Origin of the sequence: Geodermatophilus sp. DSM 45219, from assembly GCF_900104025.1 — a bacterium.
GTDB lineage: Bacteria > Actinomycetota > Actinomycetes > Mycobacteriales > Geodermatophilaceae > Geodermatophilus.
On the sequence record NZ_FNIQ01000004.1, the window covers coordinates 169,604 to 184,346 of the forward strand.

General features: G+C 72.8%; 16 protein-coding genes. 14 read left to right on the top strand and 2 right to left on the bottom strand.

The window, feature by feature from the left end; genetic code table 11:
* The first annotated feature begins 178 nt into the window (after nucleotides 1-178).
* The gene (locus BLR12_RS13750; RefSeq protein ID WP_143018775.1) at nucleotides 179-556 is read left to right on the top strand and encodes an STAS domain-containing protein; all 378 of its coding nucleotides are present in this window, start codon (nucleotides 179-181) and stop codon (nucleotides 554-556) included.
* A 243-nt stretch (nucleotides 557-799) separates the two neighbouring features.
* Here the strand turns inward: BLR12_RS13750 and xerC are convergent, their stop codons facing one another.
* Nucleotides 800-1,933, bottom strand: coding sequence for a site-specific integrase (xerC, locus tag BLR12_RS13755; RefSeq protein ID WP_091379903.1), 1,134 nt, complete (start codon nucleotides 1,931-1,933; stop codon nucleotides 800-802).
* A gap of 336 nt (nucleotides 1,934-2,269) precedes the next feature.
* Nucleotides 2,270-2,467, bottom strand: coding sequence for an excisionase family DNA-binding protein (locus BLR12_RS13760; protein ID WP_255363488.1), 198 nt, complete (start codon nucleotides 2,465-2,467; stop codon nucleotides 2,270-2,272).
* Nucleotides 2,468-3,030: 563 nt separating this feature from the next.
* On the opposite strand from BLR12_RS13760, the gene BLR12_RS13765 reads away from it, so the two are divergent.
* The 13 genes from BLR12_RS13765 (at nucleotide 3,031) to BLR12_RS13825 (ending at nucleotide 14,710) form a co-directional block, all read left to right on the top strand.
* On the top strand, nucleotides 3,031-3,483 hold the full coding sequence (locus BLR12_RS13765) for a helix-turn-helix domain-containing protein (RefSeq protein ID WP_091379032.1): 453 nt from the start codon (nucleotides 3,031-3,033) through the stop codon (nucleotides 3,481-3,483).
* A gap of 384 nt (nucleotides 3,484-3,867) precedes the next feature.
* Nucleotides 3,868-4,290 carry a hypothetical protein gene (locus tag BLR12_RS13770; protein WP_255363489.1) on the top strand — a complete coding sequence of 141 codons (423 nt, stop codon included), beginning with the start codon at nucleotides 3,868-3,870 and terminating at the stop codon, nucleotides 4,288-4,290.
* 227 nt (nucleotides 4,291-4,517) lie between these two features.
* Nucleotides 4,518-5,183: an ATP/GTP-binding protein gene (locus BLR12_RS13775; RefSeq protein WP_255363490.1), complete on the top strand. Its 666-nt coding sequence runs from the start codon at nucleotides 4,518-4,520 to the stop codon at nucleotides 5,181-5,183.
* A gap of 56 nt (nucleotides 5,184-5,239) precedes the next feature.
* Nucleotides 5,240-5,866 (top strand): SAF domain-containing protein, encoded by a 627-nt coding sequence (locus BLR12_RS13780; RefSeq protein WP_255363491.1) that lies wholly within the window; start codon nucleotides 5,240-5,242, stop codon nucleotides 5,864-5,866.
* Nucleotides 5,867-5,881: 15 nt separating this feature from the next.
* Nucleotides 5,882-6,685 carry a hypothetical protein gene (locus BLR12_RS13785; protein ID WP_091379042.1) on the top strand — a complete coding sequence of 268 codons (804 nt, stop codon included), beginning with the start codon at nucleotides 5,882-5,884 and terminating at the stop codon, nucleotides 6,683-6,685.
* A gap of 25 nt (nucleotides 6,686-6,710) precedes the next feature.
* Nucleotides 6,711-8,090 carry a CpaF family protein gene (locus BLR12_RS13790; RefSeq protein ID WP_255363492.1) on the top strand — a complete coding sequence of 460 codons (1,380 nt, stop codon included), beginning with the start codon at nucleotides 6,711-6,713 and terminating at the stop codon, nucleotides 8,088-8,090.
* On the top strand, nucleotides 8,087-8,998 hold the full coding sequence (locus BLR12_RS13795) for a type II secretion system F family protein (protein WP_091379049.1): 912 nt from the start codon (nucleotides 8,087-8,089) through the stop codon (nucleotides 8,996-8,998). Before BLR12_RS13790 ends, BLR12_RS13795 begins: the two co-directional genes overlap by 4 nt.
* The gene (locus BLR12_RS13800) at nucleotides 8,995-9,906 is read left to right on the top strand and encodes a type II secretion system F family protein (RefSeq protein WP_091379051.1); all 912 of its coding nucleotides are present in this window, start codon (nucleotides 8,995-8,997) and stop codon (nucleotides 9,904-9,906) included. The genes BLR12_RS13795 and BLR12_RS13800 overlap by 4 nt, the downstream gene beginning before the upstream one ends.
* 30 nt (nucleotides 9,907-9,936) lie before the next feature.
* A complete protein-coding gene (locus tag BLR12_RS13805; protein ID WP_091379053.1) occupies nucleotides 9,937-10,134 on the top strand; it encodes a hypothetical protein in 198 nt (65 codons plus the stop codon).
* An 88-nt stretch (nucleotides 10,135-10,222) separates the two neighbouring features.
* On the top strand, nucleotides 10,223-10,606 hold the full coding sequence (locus tag BLR12_RS13810; RefSeq protein WP_255363493.1) for a TadE/TadG family type IV pilus assembly protein: 384 nt from the start codon (nucleotides 10,223-10,225) through the stop codon (nucleotides 10,604-10,606).
* Between the two features lie 26 nt (nucleotides 10,607-10,632).
* Entirely contained in the window at nucleotides 10,633-11,028 is a 396-nt protein-coding gene (locus BLR12_RS13815; RefSeq protein WP_255363494.1) for a TadE/TadG family type IV pilus assembly protein, read from the top strand.
* The gene (locus tag BLR12_RS13820; RefSeq protein ID WP_091379058.1) at nucleotides 11,025-11,471 is read left to right on the top strand and encodes a TadE/TadG family type IV pilus assembly protein; all 447 of its coding nucleotides are present in this window, start codon (nucleotides 11,025-11,027) and stop codon (nucleotides 11,469-11,471) included. Before BLR12_RS13815 ends, BLR12_RS13820 begins: the two co-directional genes overlap by 4 nt.
* Nucleotides 11,468-14,710, top strand: coding sequence for a LysM peptidoglycan-binding domain-containing protein (locus BLR12_RS13825; RefSeq protein ID WP_091379061.1), 3,243 nt, complete (start codon nucleotides 11,468-11,470; stop codon nucleotides 14,708-14,710). Before BLR12_RS13820 ends, BLR12_RS13825 begins: the two co-directional genes overlap by 4 nt.
* The last annotated feature ends 33 nt before the right edge of the window (nucleotides 14,711-14,743 follow it).

Genomic DNA, 14,743 nt, shown 5'->3' on the forward strand with positions numbered 1-14,743 from the left:
CGGTGCCGACATGCATCAGTCCGCGGGGCGTCGTCGCGTCGACCATCTGCTGCAGCCCGGTGGCTGATCGGCGTACGGCGGGCTAGCGTCGAGACGGGTCGAAAACGCGGCCACTCCCGCAGTGCTGCGGGCGCCGGGTTCTTTCCTCTATCGCCGGCGACCATGCTCGTCCGCCGAGGTGATCGTGGTGGCCCTTCAGTCCATGTTCCCGGCCGAGGCACGCCCCGACGACGTCCCGGAACTCTCCGCCCATCTGGACCTGGTCACCGGCCGGGTCGAGCTGGTCGGGCGGCTTGACCGCGCGACCGCGCATCTGCTCCATGACGCCGTCTCCGCGCTCCTGGTGACCAGCTGTGCGCAGTGGACCGTCGACGTCACCCGGGCGACGGTGGGTGACCACCACGGCTTGCGTGCCTTGGCCGTCGCCTACCGCCGCGCCGGCCGGCACCACCGGCAGTTCCTCCTGCTGGGAGCGTCTCCCACCGTCCAGCGGGCCGCGCTGCAGCTCGGCGGCAGCGAGCCTTCAGCTGTTGCCGGCCAGGTCTGCCCGAACTGAGGCCGACCCCGCGGATATGTGACGGCGCCAGCCCGACAGTCGTCGGCGCTGATCCGCCGGGCCTGGTCCAGCGGGATGCCCTGCAGCGCGCCCATCGCCGAGAAGCCGCCGCGGCGCACGCCGGTGGGCAGCGACGCGGCGAGTGCGGCCAGCGGCCGAGGACTCGGGCCCACGGACATGTCGCGGTGGTCCTTGCCCAGCAGGTACCGGCCCACCGCGCGGGCGGCGTTGACCCGTGCCTGATCAGGTCGAGGCGGAACCGTCCGATTGCCTCACTGCCGCGCTCATGGCGGCCGCGAGAGCGGCATCTCGTTCTTGCTCGGCGCGTTGGTAGCGCAGTGCCGCGGCGGGCGAGGCGTGCCCGAGCCGGTGCATCAGTTCCTTGGTGGTGGCGCCATGCCGGGCGGCGATGGTGGCGCCCCAGCCGCGCAGGTCGTGCAGGTGAGAGCCGGCCGGGAGGCCAGCTGCCTCCGCTGCTGGAGCCCAGACCCGTGAGGCGAAGTTGTTGCGGCGGATCGGTCCTCCCTTCGGCCCCACGAAGACCAGCCCGTGTGGCCCGGGCTGGGCGTAGAACGCTAGGTGGTGCTCCAGGTCGCCGATGATGTGCGGCGGGATCGCCACAACTCTGCGGCCGGCGGTCGACTTGGGTGGGCCGTAGGACCGTTCCTGTCCGATCACGTCGACGACGGCGCTCTTCACGCTCACGGTGCCTGCCTCTAGGTCCACGTGCTCCCGGCGCAGCGCCGATAGCTCACCGATGCGAAGGCCCGTCCAGGCGGCCAGGAGGATCAGGGCGCGCCAGCGCTCCTCGACGGCATCGACCAGCGCCTGGACCTGGGCGAGTGTGAACATCGGTCGTTCGCTGGAGCGTTCCTGCCCTGCCCCACGGATAGAGCATGGGTTACGCGCGATGAGGTTGTCGTCGACGGCGGTGGTGCAGACGGCACGCAGCAGCCGGTAGCACTTGGCGGCCGTGACCTGGCCTGGGCCGTCCGGGCCGCTGAGCTTGCCGTACCAGGCCCGGACGGCGGACGCCTCGAGCTGGCGCAGTGGCGTCGGTCCCAGGGCAGGCGCGATGTGGTTCTTGAGCTGTGCCCGGTAGAGCTCTGCAGTGCGGGGAGCTAGCGGTCGGCCACGGACGAGACGGGTATCGACCCACCGTTCGGCGTATACCTCGAGTGTCTCCTGGCCCGCCTTCGGATCGATCCATCGGCCCGAGTCCAACTCGGTCTGCACCCTGGCGAGCCACCGATTGCCGTCCGCCTTGGTCGCGAACGTGTGCGGCGCCGAGACCTGCTTGCCCGAGGCATCCGGGTATCGAGCCTGGTAGCGACCCGAGGGAAGCCGGCGGACCGTGCCCCACGCCCTGCGACCCATGATGACCACCTCCTCACGCGTTCCAGTGCGAGCGAGATTCACGCTGCTGCCGCCGGGGCCGAGCACCGCGTTTCAGATCGGCGGATGGCCTTCCACAGGCTTGAATGGCGGGCTTGACGTCCGGTGCGAGACATGCCTGCGGCTGACGAGAAGGCCCGGGCCGCAGCTCGACTGCACAGGACCCGCTGCGCTCGAGTGGACAGCGAACCCTTCGTCCAGCTCCGCATGAGGTCGGCCTCTTTGGACCTGGCCTCCATTGCTCGCGTGGTGCGAGGGGCGCGCGGGCTGTCAGAGGGAGGCGTGGTGAGGGATGTTCCTGGTGCGGCGCAAGGCGAGCTACCCGTCGCTCGCGACGCGTCCGGCGGCGATGAATGCGTCGAGGGTTGAGCGCTGCAGCCTGACGTACTTGCCGAGCTTGACGTAGGTGATCCGCCGTTGAGCGATGAGCCGGCGGACGAAGCGTTCCCCTGTTCCCAGGTAGTCCCCGGCCTGGGCGACGGTCAGCAGGTGATCGTGTTGTTCGTGCACCGCCACGCGTTGCGAGGTAGTTCCAGACATCAGGAACCGACCTGCGGATCGAGACGGGGGCGTCCGCGGTTGATGCGGTCGGCGGCATCGGCCGGGATGCACCGTGGCCGGTATGGGGAGTGCCGCGGCGGCGGATGGGCTGCAGGTTTCATGGCCGAGAGTCTTCGGCGGGCTGTTCCGGTCTTCCTGCAGTCCTGGAAGCTGGCCTCGCTGGCCTCGCGGTGACGACGCAGGCGCTCGCCACACCTGTGTCGTGGTCGTCGACACCGTCGAGCACGTAGTTCTCCAGTTGATCTCCAGTCTCTCTACGGAGCCGCTGCGCGCCCTGGCGTGGTTCCTGCGGCAGTTTTCCGGTGAAACGAAAGTCGCGTCGGACGACGGGAGCCTTCGGCGCCGCTGGGATCACGGTCGCCGCACGCCCTCGGGTTGGGCTCCGGGGACCGGCGTCGAACGGTGTCGACACACTGCCGCGCCGATGACGAGGCGGTTGCCCGATCGAGGTGGGCACAGGGCACTAGGGTTCGGCGCCACGGGGCGGGTGTCCACCGATCGGGTGATGGGGAGCTGCCGTGGCGCGGCCGCTGCTTCGAGGCGATCGCCTGCAGGCTGCCCGCCAGGCTGTGGGTCTCAGCAGAGAAGAGCTGGCAACGAGGCTGGAGCTCTCGAGTCCGGCGCGCATCCGGGTCTGGGAGACCGGACTCGAACGACCGCGGCCCCGCTTCATCCCCCGGCTGGCAGCCGTGCTCGGTATCGACCCCTTGCATCTGCTCGACGTCGATCCCGACGACCCGCCGTTGGCGGCTCTTCGATTGGCGGCTGGACGTGCCACGAACGAAGTGACCGCCCCTGGCGTGTCCGTCATGACCTACGTGCGACTGGAGGACGGACGCCCTGGCGCGAATCCCTCCGTCAGGGTGATCGCCGCCATCGCCGAGCTTCTCGGTGTGGACGTTCCACGTGTGGAAGCCGCCGTCCGCCGATCTCGCAGCGACCACGCGGCCTTGGCGCCCTTCGGGAGCTGAACAGGAGAATTACTGGAGGAAGGGCTTGCCTCCGCGGGCGATTCCGGTGGTAATTTCCCGCCCACCGCTGCCCGGGGAGGTGCCCATGGCCCGCACGACAGAAGCGAACGTGACGTGGGCCGGCGCGCTCGTGAGCCCGATGTATCGAGCGGTGGCGGTCGTCCTCGTGCCGGAGGCCGACCTGCGAACTCGGCGGGGGCATTCGCTATGACCGGGCGGCGGTGGACGGCTGGCGTACTCCTTGCGCTGCTGTCCGTCGCCGGCTGCACGGAAGGTGTGGCCAGTCCGCAGGGTGCGTCGCCGAGGGCGACGACGTCGTCAGCTACGCGGACTCCGACTGCTGCTCCTGCAACGAGCAGTGCGCCGACTCCCGAAGAAGAAGCGATGGCAGCCGCCACCGCGGTCGTCAACCAGATGTTGCGCGTCACGGACGCAGCCAAGAAGGACCCTGGCGCCAGGGACTGGGAACCGGAGATCCGGCGGTTCTCCGGCGACCCCGCCGCCCTGCTCGCCGTCACGGCGGTTCGGGACTACGCAGCGATCGGCCTCCGCCAGGAAGGCGACACCGCGGTCGACCTGGAGGTCGCGACCGTGGATCTGGCGGCCCCCGAAGGGCCGACCGTGAGGATCACGGGCTGCTACGACAGCCAGAGCACGCGGGTGGTGAAGGTGGAGACCGGCGAGGTCGTGCCACCTGGGACTGCGCCTCGCTACGTCTGGGACATCACCGTGACCCGCTACGAGGCCGAACCGGGATCCCCATGGTTGGTCAACCAGCTCGATCCGTTGACGGATCGACCATGTTGAGGGTGTCTCGCGTGGCCTTGTTGGCAGCCGCCATACTCGCCGTCTCCGGTGGCCTTAACAACGCCATGGCAGCACCCATCGCATGCGCCAAGCAGGATGCGCAGACCGGCATCTGCTTGATCGAGGCGACTTCCCCCGGACAAGGCACGGGTGGGGACGCTGACGTCAGCGCTGGGCGGCAGCCTTCGGCAACTGGAGATGCGTCTCCGCCGACGTGCACGAGAACCGTGGCAAATCCGCAGCCCTGGATCGGGCACCCGGTGTGGAATGGACAGCGTCCCGAGGATGGCAAGGTCTATGTCTTCACATGTCCGCGTCCGGCAGGCACGGGGTCCGGCGTGTGGACGGGCCTGATCTTTCTCTCGAATGGGCCTGAAGGACGCGCAACCCCGACGGTGGACCCTCGCCTCCTCGCGCAGCAGGCGATCGCATCCATGGCTTTGAGGGCGCCGAACATCGGGATGGCGCCACCGCCGAGTTCGGCCAGCGGACTGGTGGGACTGCCGGTGTGGATGTGGGTCGAACCGAGCGCAGACTCGACTGGCCCGGTCGAGGCGTCCGCTTCGGCAGGGGGCGTCACGGTGACCGCCGTGGCTCGGGTGGCCCAGGTCGCTTGGAACATGGGCGACGGGCACATCCTCACCTGCGGCCTGGGGACGCCGTACGTGCAGGGCACCGAAGGTGCATCTCCCGACTGCGGGCACGTCTATGCGCAGGCGTCGAGCAGACACGTACCCGGTGGCGGCTCGTGGCCGATCACCGCGACGAGCACGTGGACAGTCAGCTGGTCCGGCGGCGGGCAGTCGGGCACCGAGACGCTGGAGCTGGCGTCGTCGGCGGAGCTGTTCGTCGGTGAGCTGCACGTCCTGAACCAGGATGGGAGCAACGGATGACTGCTACCCACCCCTCGCAGGCCGGCGCAGCGCCCTCCTCCGCGGCGGTCAGCGGAATGTCCCGAGCGCCGGTGCTGCCGCCACCGCGGCGCCGTCGCCGTCCCGCCCTGTTGGCCCTGGCCGTGACCATGGTGGTCCTCGGGGCGTTGGGTTCGGCCTATCTGGCGACGTCGCTGGGTCAGATGTCACCGGTGATCGCGATCGCGCGGGAGGTGCCCTGGGGACAGACCCTCACCGCCGCCGACCTGGTGGAGGCGAGGATCTCGACCGATCCGGCGCTGGAGCCCATCCCGTACGGCGACCGCGACCAGGTGATCGGCCTGGTCGCCGCGACCACCCTGGCGCCGGGCTCGCTGCTCACCCGCGACGCCCTGACCGATCAGCCCCTACCAGCTCCCGGCCAGCAGCTGGTCGGGGTCGGGGTGTCGGCGGTACAGCTGCCGACGACTCCGCTGCGCCCGGGCGACGACGTCCTCCTGGTGCCCGTAGCCGCTGGCAGCGCTCCAGCTGTGAACGGCGGCCGAGATCAGAGCGCGGTGGAGGCGACGGTGGTCCAGAGCGGTCCACCCGGGACCGACGGCCGTCGAGTGGTCGACGTGCTCGTCGCGGCTGCCGACGGACCAGACGTCGCTGCCCGCGCCGCGGCCGGGCTGGTCGCCATCGTCGTGGTGGCCGGCGAGTAGGGCGGGGCTGCCGCCGTGTTGATCGCGCTGTGCTCGGCGAAGGGTGCGCCTGGGGTCACCACCAGCGCTCTGGCGTTGGCGTTGTCCTGGCCGCGACCGGTGATCCTGGCCGAGCTGGATCCGGCCGGCGGGGACGTGCTGGCGGGTTACGGCCGAGGCGAGATGTCCGCGGGCGGACTGGCCGACCTGGCGCTCGCGGCGCGGCGTGGCGGGCCGGCCCGTCACCTGGCCAGCCAGCTGCTTCGGCTCGACCCTGAAGGGCGGGCACGGTTGTTGCCGGGTCTGACCGACCCCGCCAGCGCCCGACACGTCGACTGGGATCGGCTGGCGGCCGCGCTGGTGGCGGTGGAGGACGGCGCGGTCGACGTGGTGGCCGACGTCGGGCGGCTGCGCGCTGAGCAGTTTCCGGACGCGGTGGTCCGTCGAGCTGCCGCCGTGGTGCTGGCCACCGGTTCCACGCTTCGCGGCGTGCGTTCGGCGACGCAGGCGGTCGCCGAACTCCGGGACCGTGACGCCTGCTCGGGCATGCTCGGCGCGCTGGTGATCGGGCCGGGGGAGCCGTACGGCGAGCGAGAGATCAGCGAGGCGCTCGGCGTTCCCGTTGTCGGTTCGTTGCCGCGGGACGAGAAGGCTGCAGTGGTGCTCAGCGACGGCGCGCCGGCCGGCCGCCTGTGGGCCCAGTCGGCGCTGTTGCGGGCCGCCCGCGCGATCGCCAATCGGTTGGTCGAATCCGTCGCGGCGCACCAGTCGCGGGTGGCCCCACCGCCGGCGCACCCGCCTGCGTCGGCGATCGCGACGAGGGGCAGCCGTGTCCACTGACCTCAGCCGGCTCGGCCAGGAGGCCGTGCCTCGACGACTCCACGCGTCGCCCGCCACGGTGGACTGGGCGTTGGTGCGCCGGCTGCACGAGGCGACGGCGACGGCGCTGGCCGAAGAGCTCAAGCGCCGTCCGGCGCTCAGCGCAGCGGCGCAGCAGGAGCTGGCCCGCACACTCGCCCAGGACGGGATCGACGACCTGGTCCGGCAACGCATGCGGGCCGGGCAGGCGGTGCCGACTCCTGACGACGAGGTGGCGATCGCCGAGGCGGTGTTCGCCGCACAGTTCGGTCTCGGCCGGTTGCAGCCCTACGTCGACGACCCGCAGGTCGAGAACATCGAGGCGCACGGGCACGACAACGTGTGGATCGGCTACGCCAATGGCCGCGACGTCCGGGTCGACCCGATCGCCGACTCAGACGAGGACCTGGTCCGCCAGCTGCAGCACATCGCCGCCCGGCTGGGTCGCGCGGAGCGAACCCTGACCACGGCGAGCCCGCTGCTGACCATGCGGCTGCCGGACGGGTCGCGGCTGGCGGCGGTGATCGAGACCGCGCCCCGCCCGCAGCTGGTGATCAGGCGGCACCGCATCCGCAACGTCGACCTCGACGACCTGGTGCAGTTGGGAGCCGTCGACCGGGCGCTTGCCGAGTTCCTCCGTGCAGCGGTGCGGGCCCGCAAGAACATCATCGTCACCGGTGCGCAGGGCGCCGGGAAGACGCTATTGCTGCGGGCGTTGGCCAACGAGCTCCCCGTCAGCGAGAACCTCGCCACGATCGAGAAGCACTTCGAGCTGCTGCTGCACGAGCTGCCCGACCGGCATCCGCGGGTGGTGCCGTTCGAGGCCCGCGAAGGGACCGGCGAGCGTGCTCCGGACGGCCGCCGCCTGGGCGAAGTGACGCTGACGGAGCTGGTCGAGCAGGCATTGGTCATGAACGTCAGCCGGGTCTGGCTCGGCGAGGTGCGCGGCGAGGAGGCGTGGCCGCTGATCGAGGTGATGGAGGCGGGGGAGGGCGGGTCCGCCTGCACGCTGCACGCTCGCTCTGCGCACCACGCCTTCGAGCGGCTGGCCAACCTGTGCATGCGTGGCCGCGCCGCCGTCACCCCGGACCATGCCTACCGCTCGTGCGCGTCGGCGGTCGACCTGATCGTCCACATCACCACGGTCGACGAACGGTGGATCGGGGGCGAGCGGCAGCGGTTCGTCAGCCAGGTGGTCGAGTGCAACGGCATCGGTGAGGGCGGCCGCCCGGCGGTCACCGACGTCTTCGCCCCTGGGGCCGACGGGCGGGCGGTGCCCGAGCACGATCCGGTGGACCTGGCCGACTACGTCCGCGTCGGCTTCGACCCCGACTGGCTGCAGGCCGGCCGAGGTCACTGGCCGAGCGCCGCTGGGGGACGGCGATGAGCGGCGCGGGGCTGCTGGCCGGCGTGTGCGGTGCCTTGTCGGTCGGCGGCCTGCTGCTGGCCGCCCACGCGCTCACCGCTGCCGAGCCCCCGGCTAGGTCGCGGCGTCGCAAGCCGCGACCGACGACGCGGCCCGACCGGCCGGCGGTGCGGCGGCAGCAGGCACTGCGGGGGGCCGCAGCCGCGGTGGCGGCTGTGGTGTGGCTGGTCTCGGGGTGGCCGGTCGGTGGTGCGCTGGCCGGACTGGCTGTGATCGGGGTGCCCTGGCTGTTGGGGCAGTTCTCCGGCGGCAATGCCGCAGTGGAGCGGCTGGAGGCGCTGCAGGAGTGGGTGCGCCGCACCTCCGACGTGCTGGGCGCGGGCGGCGGGCTGGAGCAGACGCTGATCCGCTCGGCCCGCACCGCTCCCGAGCCGATCGCGGCCGAGGTGGCGACCCTGGCCGCGCGGCTGCAGGCGCGTTGGTCGACATCCAGAGCGCTGCTGGCCTTCGCCGACGACCTCGACGACGCCGCCGGGGATCTGGTCGTCGCCGCCTTGCTGCTCGGTGCGGAGCTGCGCGGGCCCGGGCTGGCGCGGGTGCTGACCGAGCTGGCGGGCAGCCTCACCGAGGAAGTCACGATGCGCCGCAAGGTCGAGGCCGACCGCGCCAAGCCCCGCGCCAACGCGCGCTGGCTGCTGCTGATCACCGTCGCCGCGTCCGGGCTGGCCGCGCTCAACGGGAACTACCTGGCGCCCTACGGCACGGGGGTCGGGCAGCTGGTGCTGGCGGTCATCGCCGGGCTGATCGTCGCCTGCCTGCTGTGGATGCGCCGGCTCACCGCACCTGCGCCGTTGCCCCGATTTCTGGTCGACCCCGACCGCAGCCGGTGGGCAACCGGTCCCCAGTCGGCCGAGGTGCCGGTCCGGTGAGCGGCCAGGCACTGCTGATCGGCTCCGGGGCCCTCGTCGGACTCGGCGCGTTCCTGCTGCTGCGTGCCGTTCTGGTGGTCGAACAGCCCCGGCTGGCCGACGCACTGGCCCGCCTCGAAGGGCGCGGGGTCCCGGTCGCGGTCGGGCCGATCCCGGAGGCAGGCGATCGCTGGGCGCGGGCAACCGGCCGCGCCGGTGCCTGGGCCGCAGCCCGGCTGCCCGCCGCCGGTCTGCGCGCGCCGTCCTCCGCGCTGGTGTTGATCGGCTGGACGCCGGAGGGTTACGCCGCCCGCAAGGTCGGCCTGGCCGCGTTCGGCGTGGTGTTCGTTCCGCTGCTGACCGCCGTGCTCGGCCTGACCGGCGTCCGGCTGCCGGTGGTGGTGCCGGTGGCCGGGTCGCTGGCGCTGGCCGGCGTGCTGTTCCTCGTCGTCGACCTCGTCGTGCGTGACCAGGCCGCCGAGGCCCGCGGGCAGATGCGCCGGGCGCTGTGCTCCTACCTGGACCTGGTCAGCCTGCGCCGCGACGCCAGCGAGGGCCCCACCATCGCCCTCGAGCGGGCCGCAGCCCTGGGGGAGGGCTGGGTGTTCCGGCGGCTCACCGACGCGCTGGTCGCCGCCCGTTTGGCCGGCGACCCGCCGTGGGACGGGCTGCGCCGGTTGGCCGCTGACACCGGTGTCGGCGAGTTGGCCGACGTCGCCGACATCGCCGCGGTCGCCGCCGTCGAGGGCGCGTCGATCGCCCCGACGCTGCGGGCCCGCGCGCAGTCGCTGCGGGTGCAGTTGCTGGCCGAGGAGGAGGCGGCGGCCAACACCGCCAGCGAGAAGCTCACCGCCCCCGTCGCCCTGCTGTCGATCGCCTTTCTCCTGTTGTTCCTCTATCCCGCCCTGGCCCGCCTGATGGCCACCTGACCCGGTAATCCCGACCCGAGAGGAACCCCGATGAGCTCGCTGTTCACTGTCCTGACCGTCGTCGGCGCGCAGCTGCGCGACCGGCTGCGCGAGCTCCGCGACGAGCCGGAGCGCGGCTCCCTGTCGGTCGAGCAGGTCATCATCACGGTGGCGCTGATCGGCATCGCCGTCGCGCTCGTGGCGGTGATCGCCAACGCGGTCACCTCCCGTTCGTCCTCGATCCAGTAGCCGAGCCGTGGTCCGCCCCGCCGGCCTCCGCGGCCGCACACCGCCGTCCCGGCCCGCCCGTGACCGGGGCGCTCGGACCGCCGGCGAGGTGGATCGGCGCCTGTCGGCGGAGCGCGGCGCGGCGTCGGTGGAGCTGGCGGTCACCTTCCCCGTGGTGCTGCTGCTGGTCATGACGCTGATCCAGGCGGCGCTGTGGTTCTACGCCCGCTCGATCGCGCTCGGGGCCGCCCAGGAAGGGGCCCGCGAGGGTCGGGTGCAGCCCGCCTCGACCGCGCGCGCCGAGTCGGCCGCCGAGGGCTTCCTCGACCAGACCGCGCAAGATCTGCTCACCGGCCGGGACGTGACCGTGAGCGGCTCACCGGCCAGCATCGAGGTCACCGTGACCGGCACCTCGCTCAGCCTCTTCCCCGGCCTGTCCGGGTGGTCGGTCACCCAGACCGCCATCGGCCCGGTCGAACGGCCCACGCCATGAGTCCCCAGGCCAGAGAGCGGGGGTCAGTGTCGGTCGAGCTGGCGCTGCTGTCCCCGGCGCTGCTCCTGCTGCTGTCCTTCGCCATCGTCGCCGGACGCACCCAGATCGCCGACGGTGCCGTGCAGGAGGCCGCCCGCGCCGCCGCCAGGGAGGCCTCCCTCGCCCGGGACGCCGCCACCGCCGCCGCCCTGGCCGACGCCCAGGCGCAGCGCACGCTGGCAGCCCAGGACCTGCGCTGCCAGCGCACCACCGTCGACATCGACACCGCCGGCTTCTTCGCCCCGCCCGGCCAGCCCGGCGACGTCACCGTGTCGATCACCTGCGTGGTCGGCATGGCCGACGTGCTGGCCCCCGGTCTGCCCGGATCGGTCACCGTCGAGGCCTCCTTCACCAGCCCCGTCGACGCCTACCGCGAGCGATGAGTGCCCGACAGCGCCTCCGGAGGGAGGACGCCGAGCGCGGCGCGGTCAGCGTCTTCCTCGCCGTCCTGGTTCCGGGGCTGCTGCTCATCGTCGGCCTGGCCGTCGACGGCGGTGCCAAGGTGGCCGCCACCCAGCGAGCCAATGCGATCGCCGACGAGTCCGCTCGGGCCGGTGGGCAGGCTCTCGACGTCGCCGCCGCCCTTACCGGGCAGATCCGCGTCGATCCGGCCGCCGCGGTCGCCGTCGCGCAGAGCTACCTCGACCGCAACGACGTGCAGGGCGCGGTGACCGTCGTCGACGGCGACACCCTGCAGGTGACCACCACCATCACCGAGCCCACGACCTTCCTCGGCCTGATCGGGATTTCCACGCTGACCGTGGAGGGCACCGGCACCGCCGACCTGATCAGCGGGACCGGCCAGAACGGCGGAGCGGGCCCATGACCACATCACCGCAGGCGCAGGACCTACTACGCCGGCTGATCGCCGGAGTCCTGCTGGCGGCCGCGGTCGCCGGCGTCCCGATCGCGCTCTGGGAGCTCGGCGGCGCCTACCTGCCCGACGAGCTGCCCTCCTGGGAACAGGTGACCACCGTGCTGAGCGGCCCGGACACCGGGGCGCTCTTCCTTGGTCTGCTCGTGGTCATCGGCTGGGTCGCGTGGGTCTGCTTCACCCTCTCGGTGGCCGTCGAGCTCGCCAGCCAGCTGCGCGGCCGGCCACCGATGCGACTGCCTGGCCTGGCAGCGCCGCAGCAGATGGCCGGCTTGCTCGTGGCTGCCGTCCTCGGTGTCGGCAGCGGGCCGCTGCTGGCCGCTCCCGCCCTGGCCGGCCCACCCGTCGTCGCCGAGCAGCCGGTCGGCCACGAGGAGCCCCCGCCGGCACCTGCACCGCCCGTGGAGCCCCGGCCGACCGGCCCGGCCGCGGCCGGGCCCACTTACACGGTTGCCCCGCGCGACACCCTCGGCCGCATCGCCGCCCGCTACCTGGGCGACTGGACCCGCTTCGAGGAGATCCTCGAGCTCAACCGCGGCCGGCCCCAGCCCGACGGCGCGCTCCTCACCGACCCGGGGCTGATCCGCCCTGGCTGGACGCTGGTCCTTCCACCGGATGCACGTCTTCCCGAAGCCGGCGCGACCGCCGGCGAGGTGACGGTGCAGCCCGGGGACACCTTGGCAGACCTCGCCGAGCAGCACGGCCTGGAGCACTGGCAGCCGATCTTCGACCTCAATGCCGGCGAACCGCTGCCCGGCGGCGGTCGATTCACCAACCCCGACCTGATCCGCCCCGGGCAGGTTCTCGACCTCCCGCCGGCCGACCCCGCGGCCGCTGACGCTCCGCCGCCGACCGGTCCTGAACCCCCGGCCGACGAGCCGGCGCCGGACGAGGACGAGCCAGTCGTCCCGGCGGAGCCCGCGCCCACACCGGCCGCCTCGCAGAGCCCGGAAAGCCTGCCTGAGCCATCGGAGCAGGCGGCGGTCGACGCCGACGCCGACGCCGACGCCGACGGCGGGGATGCCGCCGCGAGCCCTTCGGAGCTGGCGGCCGTGCTCGTCGGCAGCGGGGCGCTGCTCGCCGCAGGTGTGGGCGCCGCCTGGCTGACGCATCGCCGCCAGCGGCTACGCCGCCGCCGTCCCGGCCGACGGCTGGCACCCGTCCCGAAGACGCAGTCGGCCACACAGACGGTCGTGGCATCGGCGGCCGACGAGGGAATGGCCGACTACGCCGCGCTGGACCTGGCGCTGCGCGGCCTCGCCGTCCAGATCTCCGCCGATCCGGAAGCGCAACTCCCCGACGTCGTCGCCGCCCGACTTCACGGCGGCCGGCTCGAGCTACGGCTGCACGCTCCGGCCGACCGTCCTCCGCCGGAACCGTGGACCGCGGACGACACCGGCCTCCGGTGGTCGGCGCGGCTCGACCAGGACACCGGCGTCGATCCCCAGGTGGCCCGCACCCGCCTGGCGCCGTACCCGACTCTGGTCACCATCGGCACCGACACCGCAGGCCGCTGGCTGCTGGACCTGGAACGGCTCGGTGCGGTGTACGTGACCGGACCGGCCGACCGCCGTGAGGACTTCGCCCGGCACGTGTCCGCGGAGCTGGCCGTCAACGGCTGGTCGGACCTGCTCACCGTCACGCCCGTCGGCTTCGGCGAGGAACTGGTCGACCTCGCCCCCGAGCGGGTTCACCTGGTCGACAGCGCCGTGGATGCCGGCCTGCACCCCGGCCTGGCGGAAGCCGCCGAGTCGGACGGCGACGACGTGCTGGACGGGCGGTTGCGGGCCGGAGCCGGGGACGGCTGGATGCCGCAGGTCGTCCTCGTCCCACATCCGTCCGATCAGATCGGCGAACTGGCCGAGACCGTCGCCGTCCAGCGGGCCCGGGAGCGGCGCGGAACGGTCGCTTTGGTGCTCGGCGCCGAGCCGGAGGAGGTCAGCGACGAGTGGCTGCTCACGCTGACCGACGACGGGTCGCTGCTCGTCCCCGCACTCGGGCTGCGGCTGCCGGCGCCCCAGCTGACCGCCCAGCAGGCCCGCGACATCGCCACGCTGCTGGCCTTCGAGCGCGACTCCGAGGATGCTCCGATTCCGGCCGCCGACGGCGACCGTCCCTGGCAGGTGCACACCGACGCCGCCGGCGCGCTCCACGACGACCTGACCGGCCCGGACACCGCAGCACCACCGACCTCCGCCCCGACCCCACGGCTCCAACGGGGCTCCGCTACCGAGGCCGTCCCGGATTCGGCGCCACCCACGCCGACCGGCAGTGCTCCGCGGGCAGGGACGTCGTGGACGACCGGCGGTGTCCCCGACGTGCCGGTGTCTGCAGCGCCAGCCGATGTGCGCAGGGAGGTCGAGGACGACCTCGCCCAACTCGACCGCGATCTCGCCGACTGGTGGTCGTCGGACTGTGCCCGGCCGCGACTGACCCTGCTCGGACCGGTCGCCCTGCGCGCGCATGGTGATGAGGCGGCCGTCGCCAGGTCCGGGTTGCGGCGCCGCTACGAGGAGACGGTCGCCTACCTCGCCACCCGCCCGCACGGAGCCACGGCTGACGAGGCCGCGACCGCGCTGCAGCCGGCCCGCGGCGGCAGGACCGATCCCGTCAGCGCCCGCGCCTACGTCCACCGGGTCGCCGCCGGCGCTCGAGCCTGGCTGGGCACCGATCCCGCCACCGGGCAGAAGCACCTCAGCTCCGGCCACCGCGGCCGCTACGTGCTGACCGGCGTGCTGGTCGACGCGGATCTGTTCCGCCAGCTGCGGGCCCGGGCCGCGGTACGCGACGACGGCGGCCTGCCCGACCTGCTGGCCGCTCTGCGGCTGGTGTCCGGCCCGCCATTCGCGCAGCGGCCGGCCGGTTACGAGTGGTTGGACGGCTTGGACCTGACGCTCACCGCAGCCGTCTGCGACGTCGCCCACCAGGTCGTCTCCACGGCCCTTTCCGACGGCGACCTGGCCGCCGCGAGCACAGCCTCGGTCACCGCCCTGCTCGTCGCGCCCGACGACGAGCAGGCCCTGCTCGACGCGATGTGGGTGGCCTTTCATCAGGGCCACCGCGCCGAGGCCGAGACCTACGTCGGGCGCATTGTGGCCGTCCACGACGGTGAGGACGAGATGGACCTGCCCATGAGCACGGCGGAGACCATCAACCGCGCCCGCCGGCAGTTCCTCGACCGTGCGTCGTGAGGACGGCCTGGTCACTCCCGAGCCGCTCTCCCG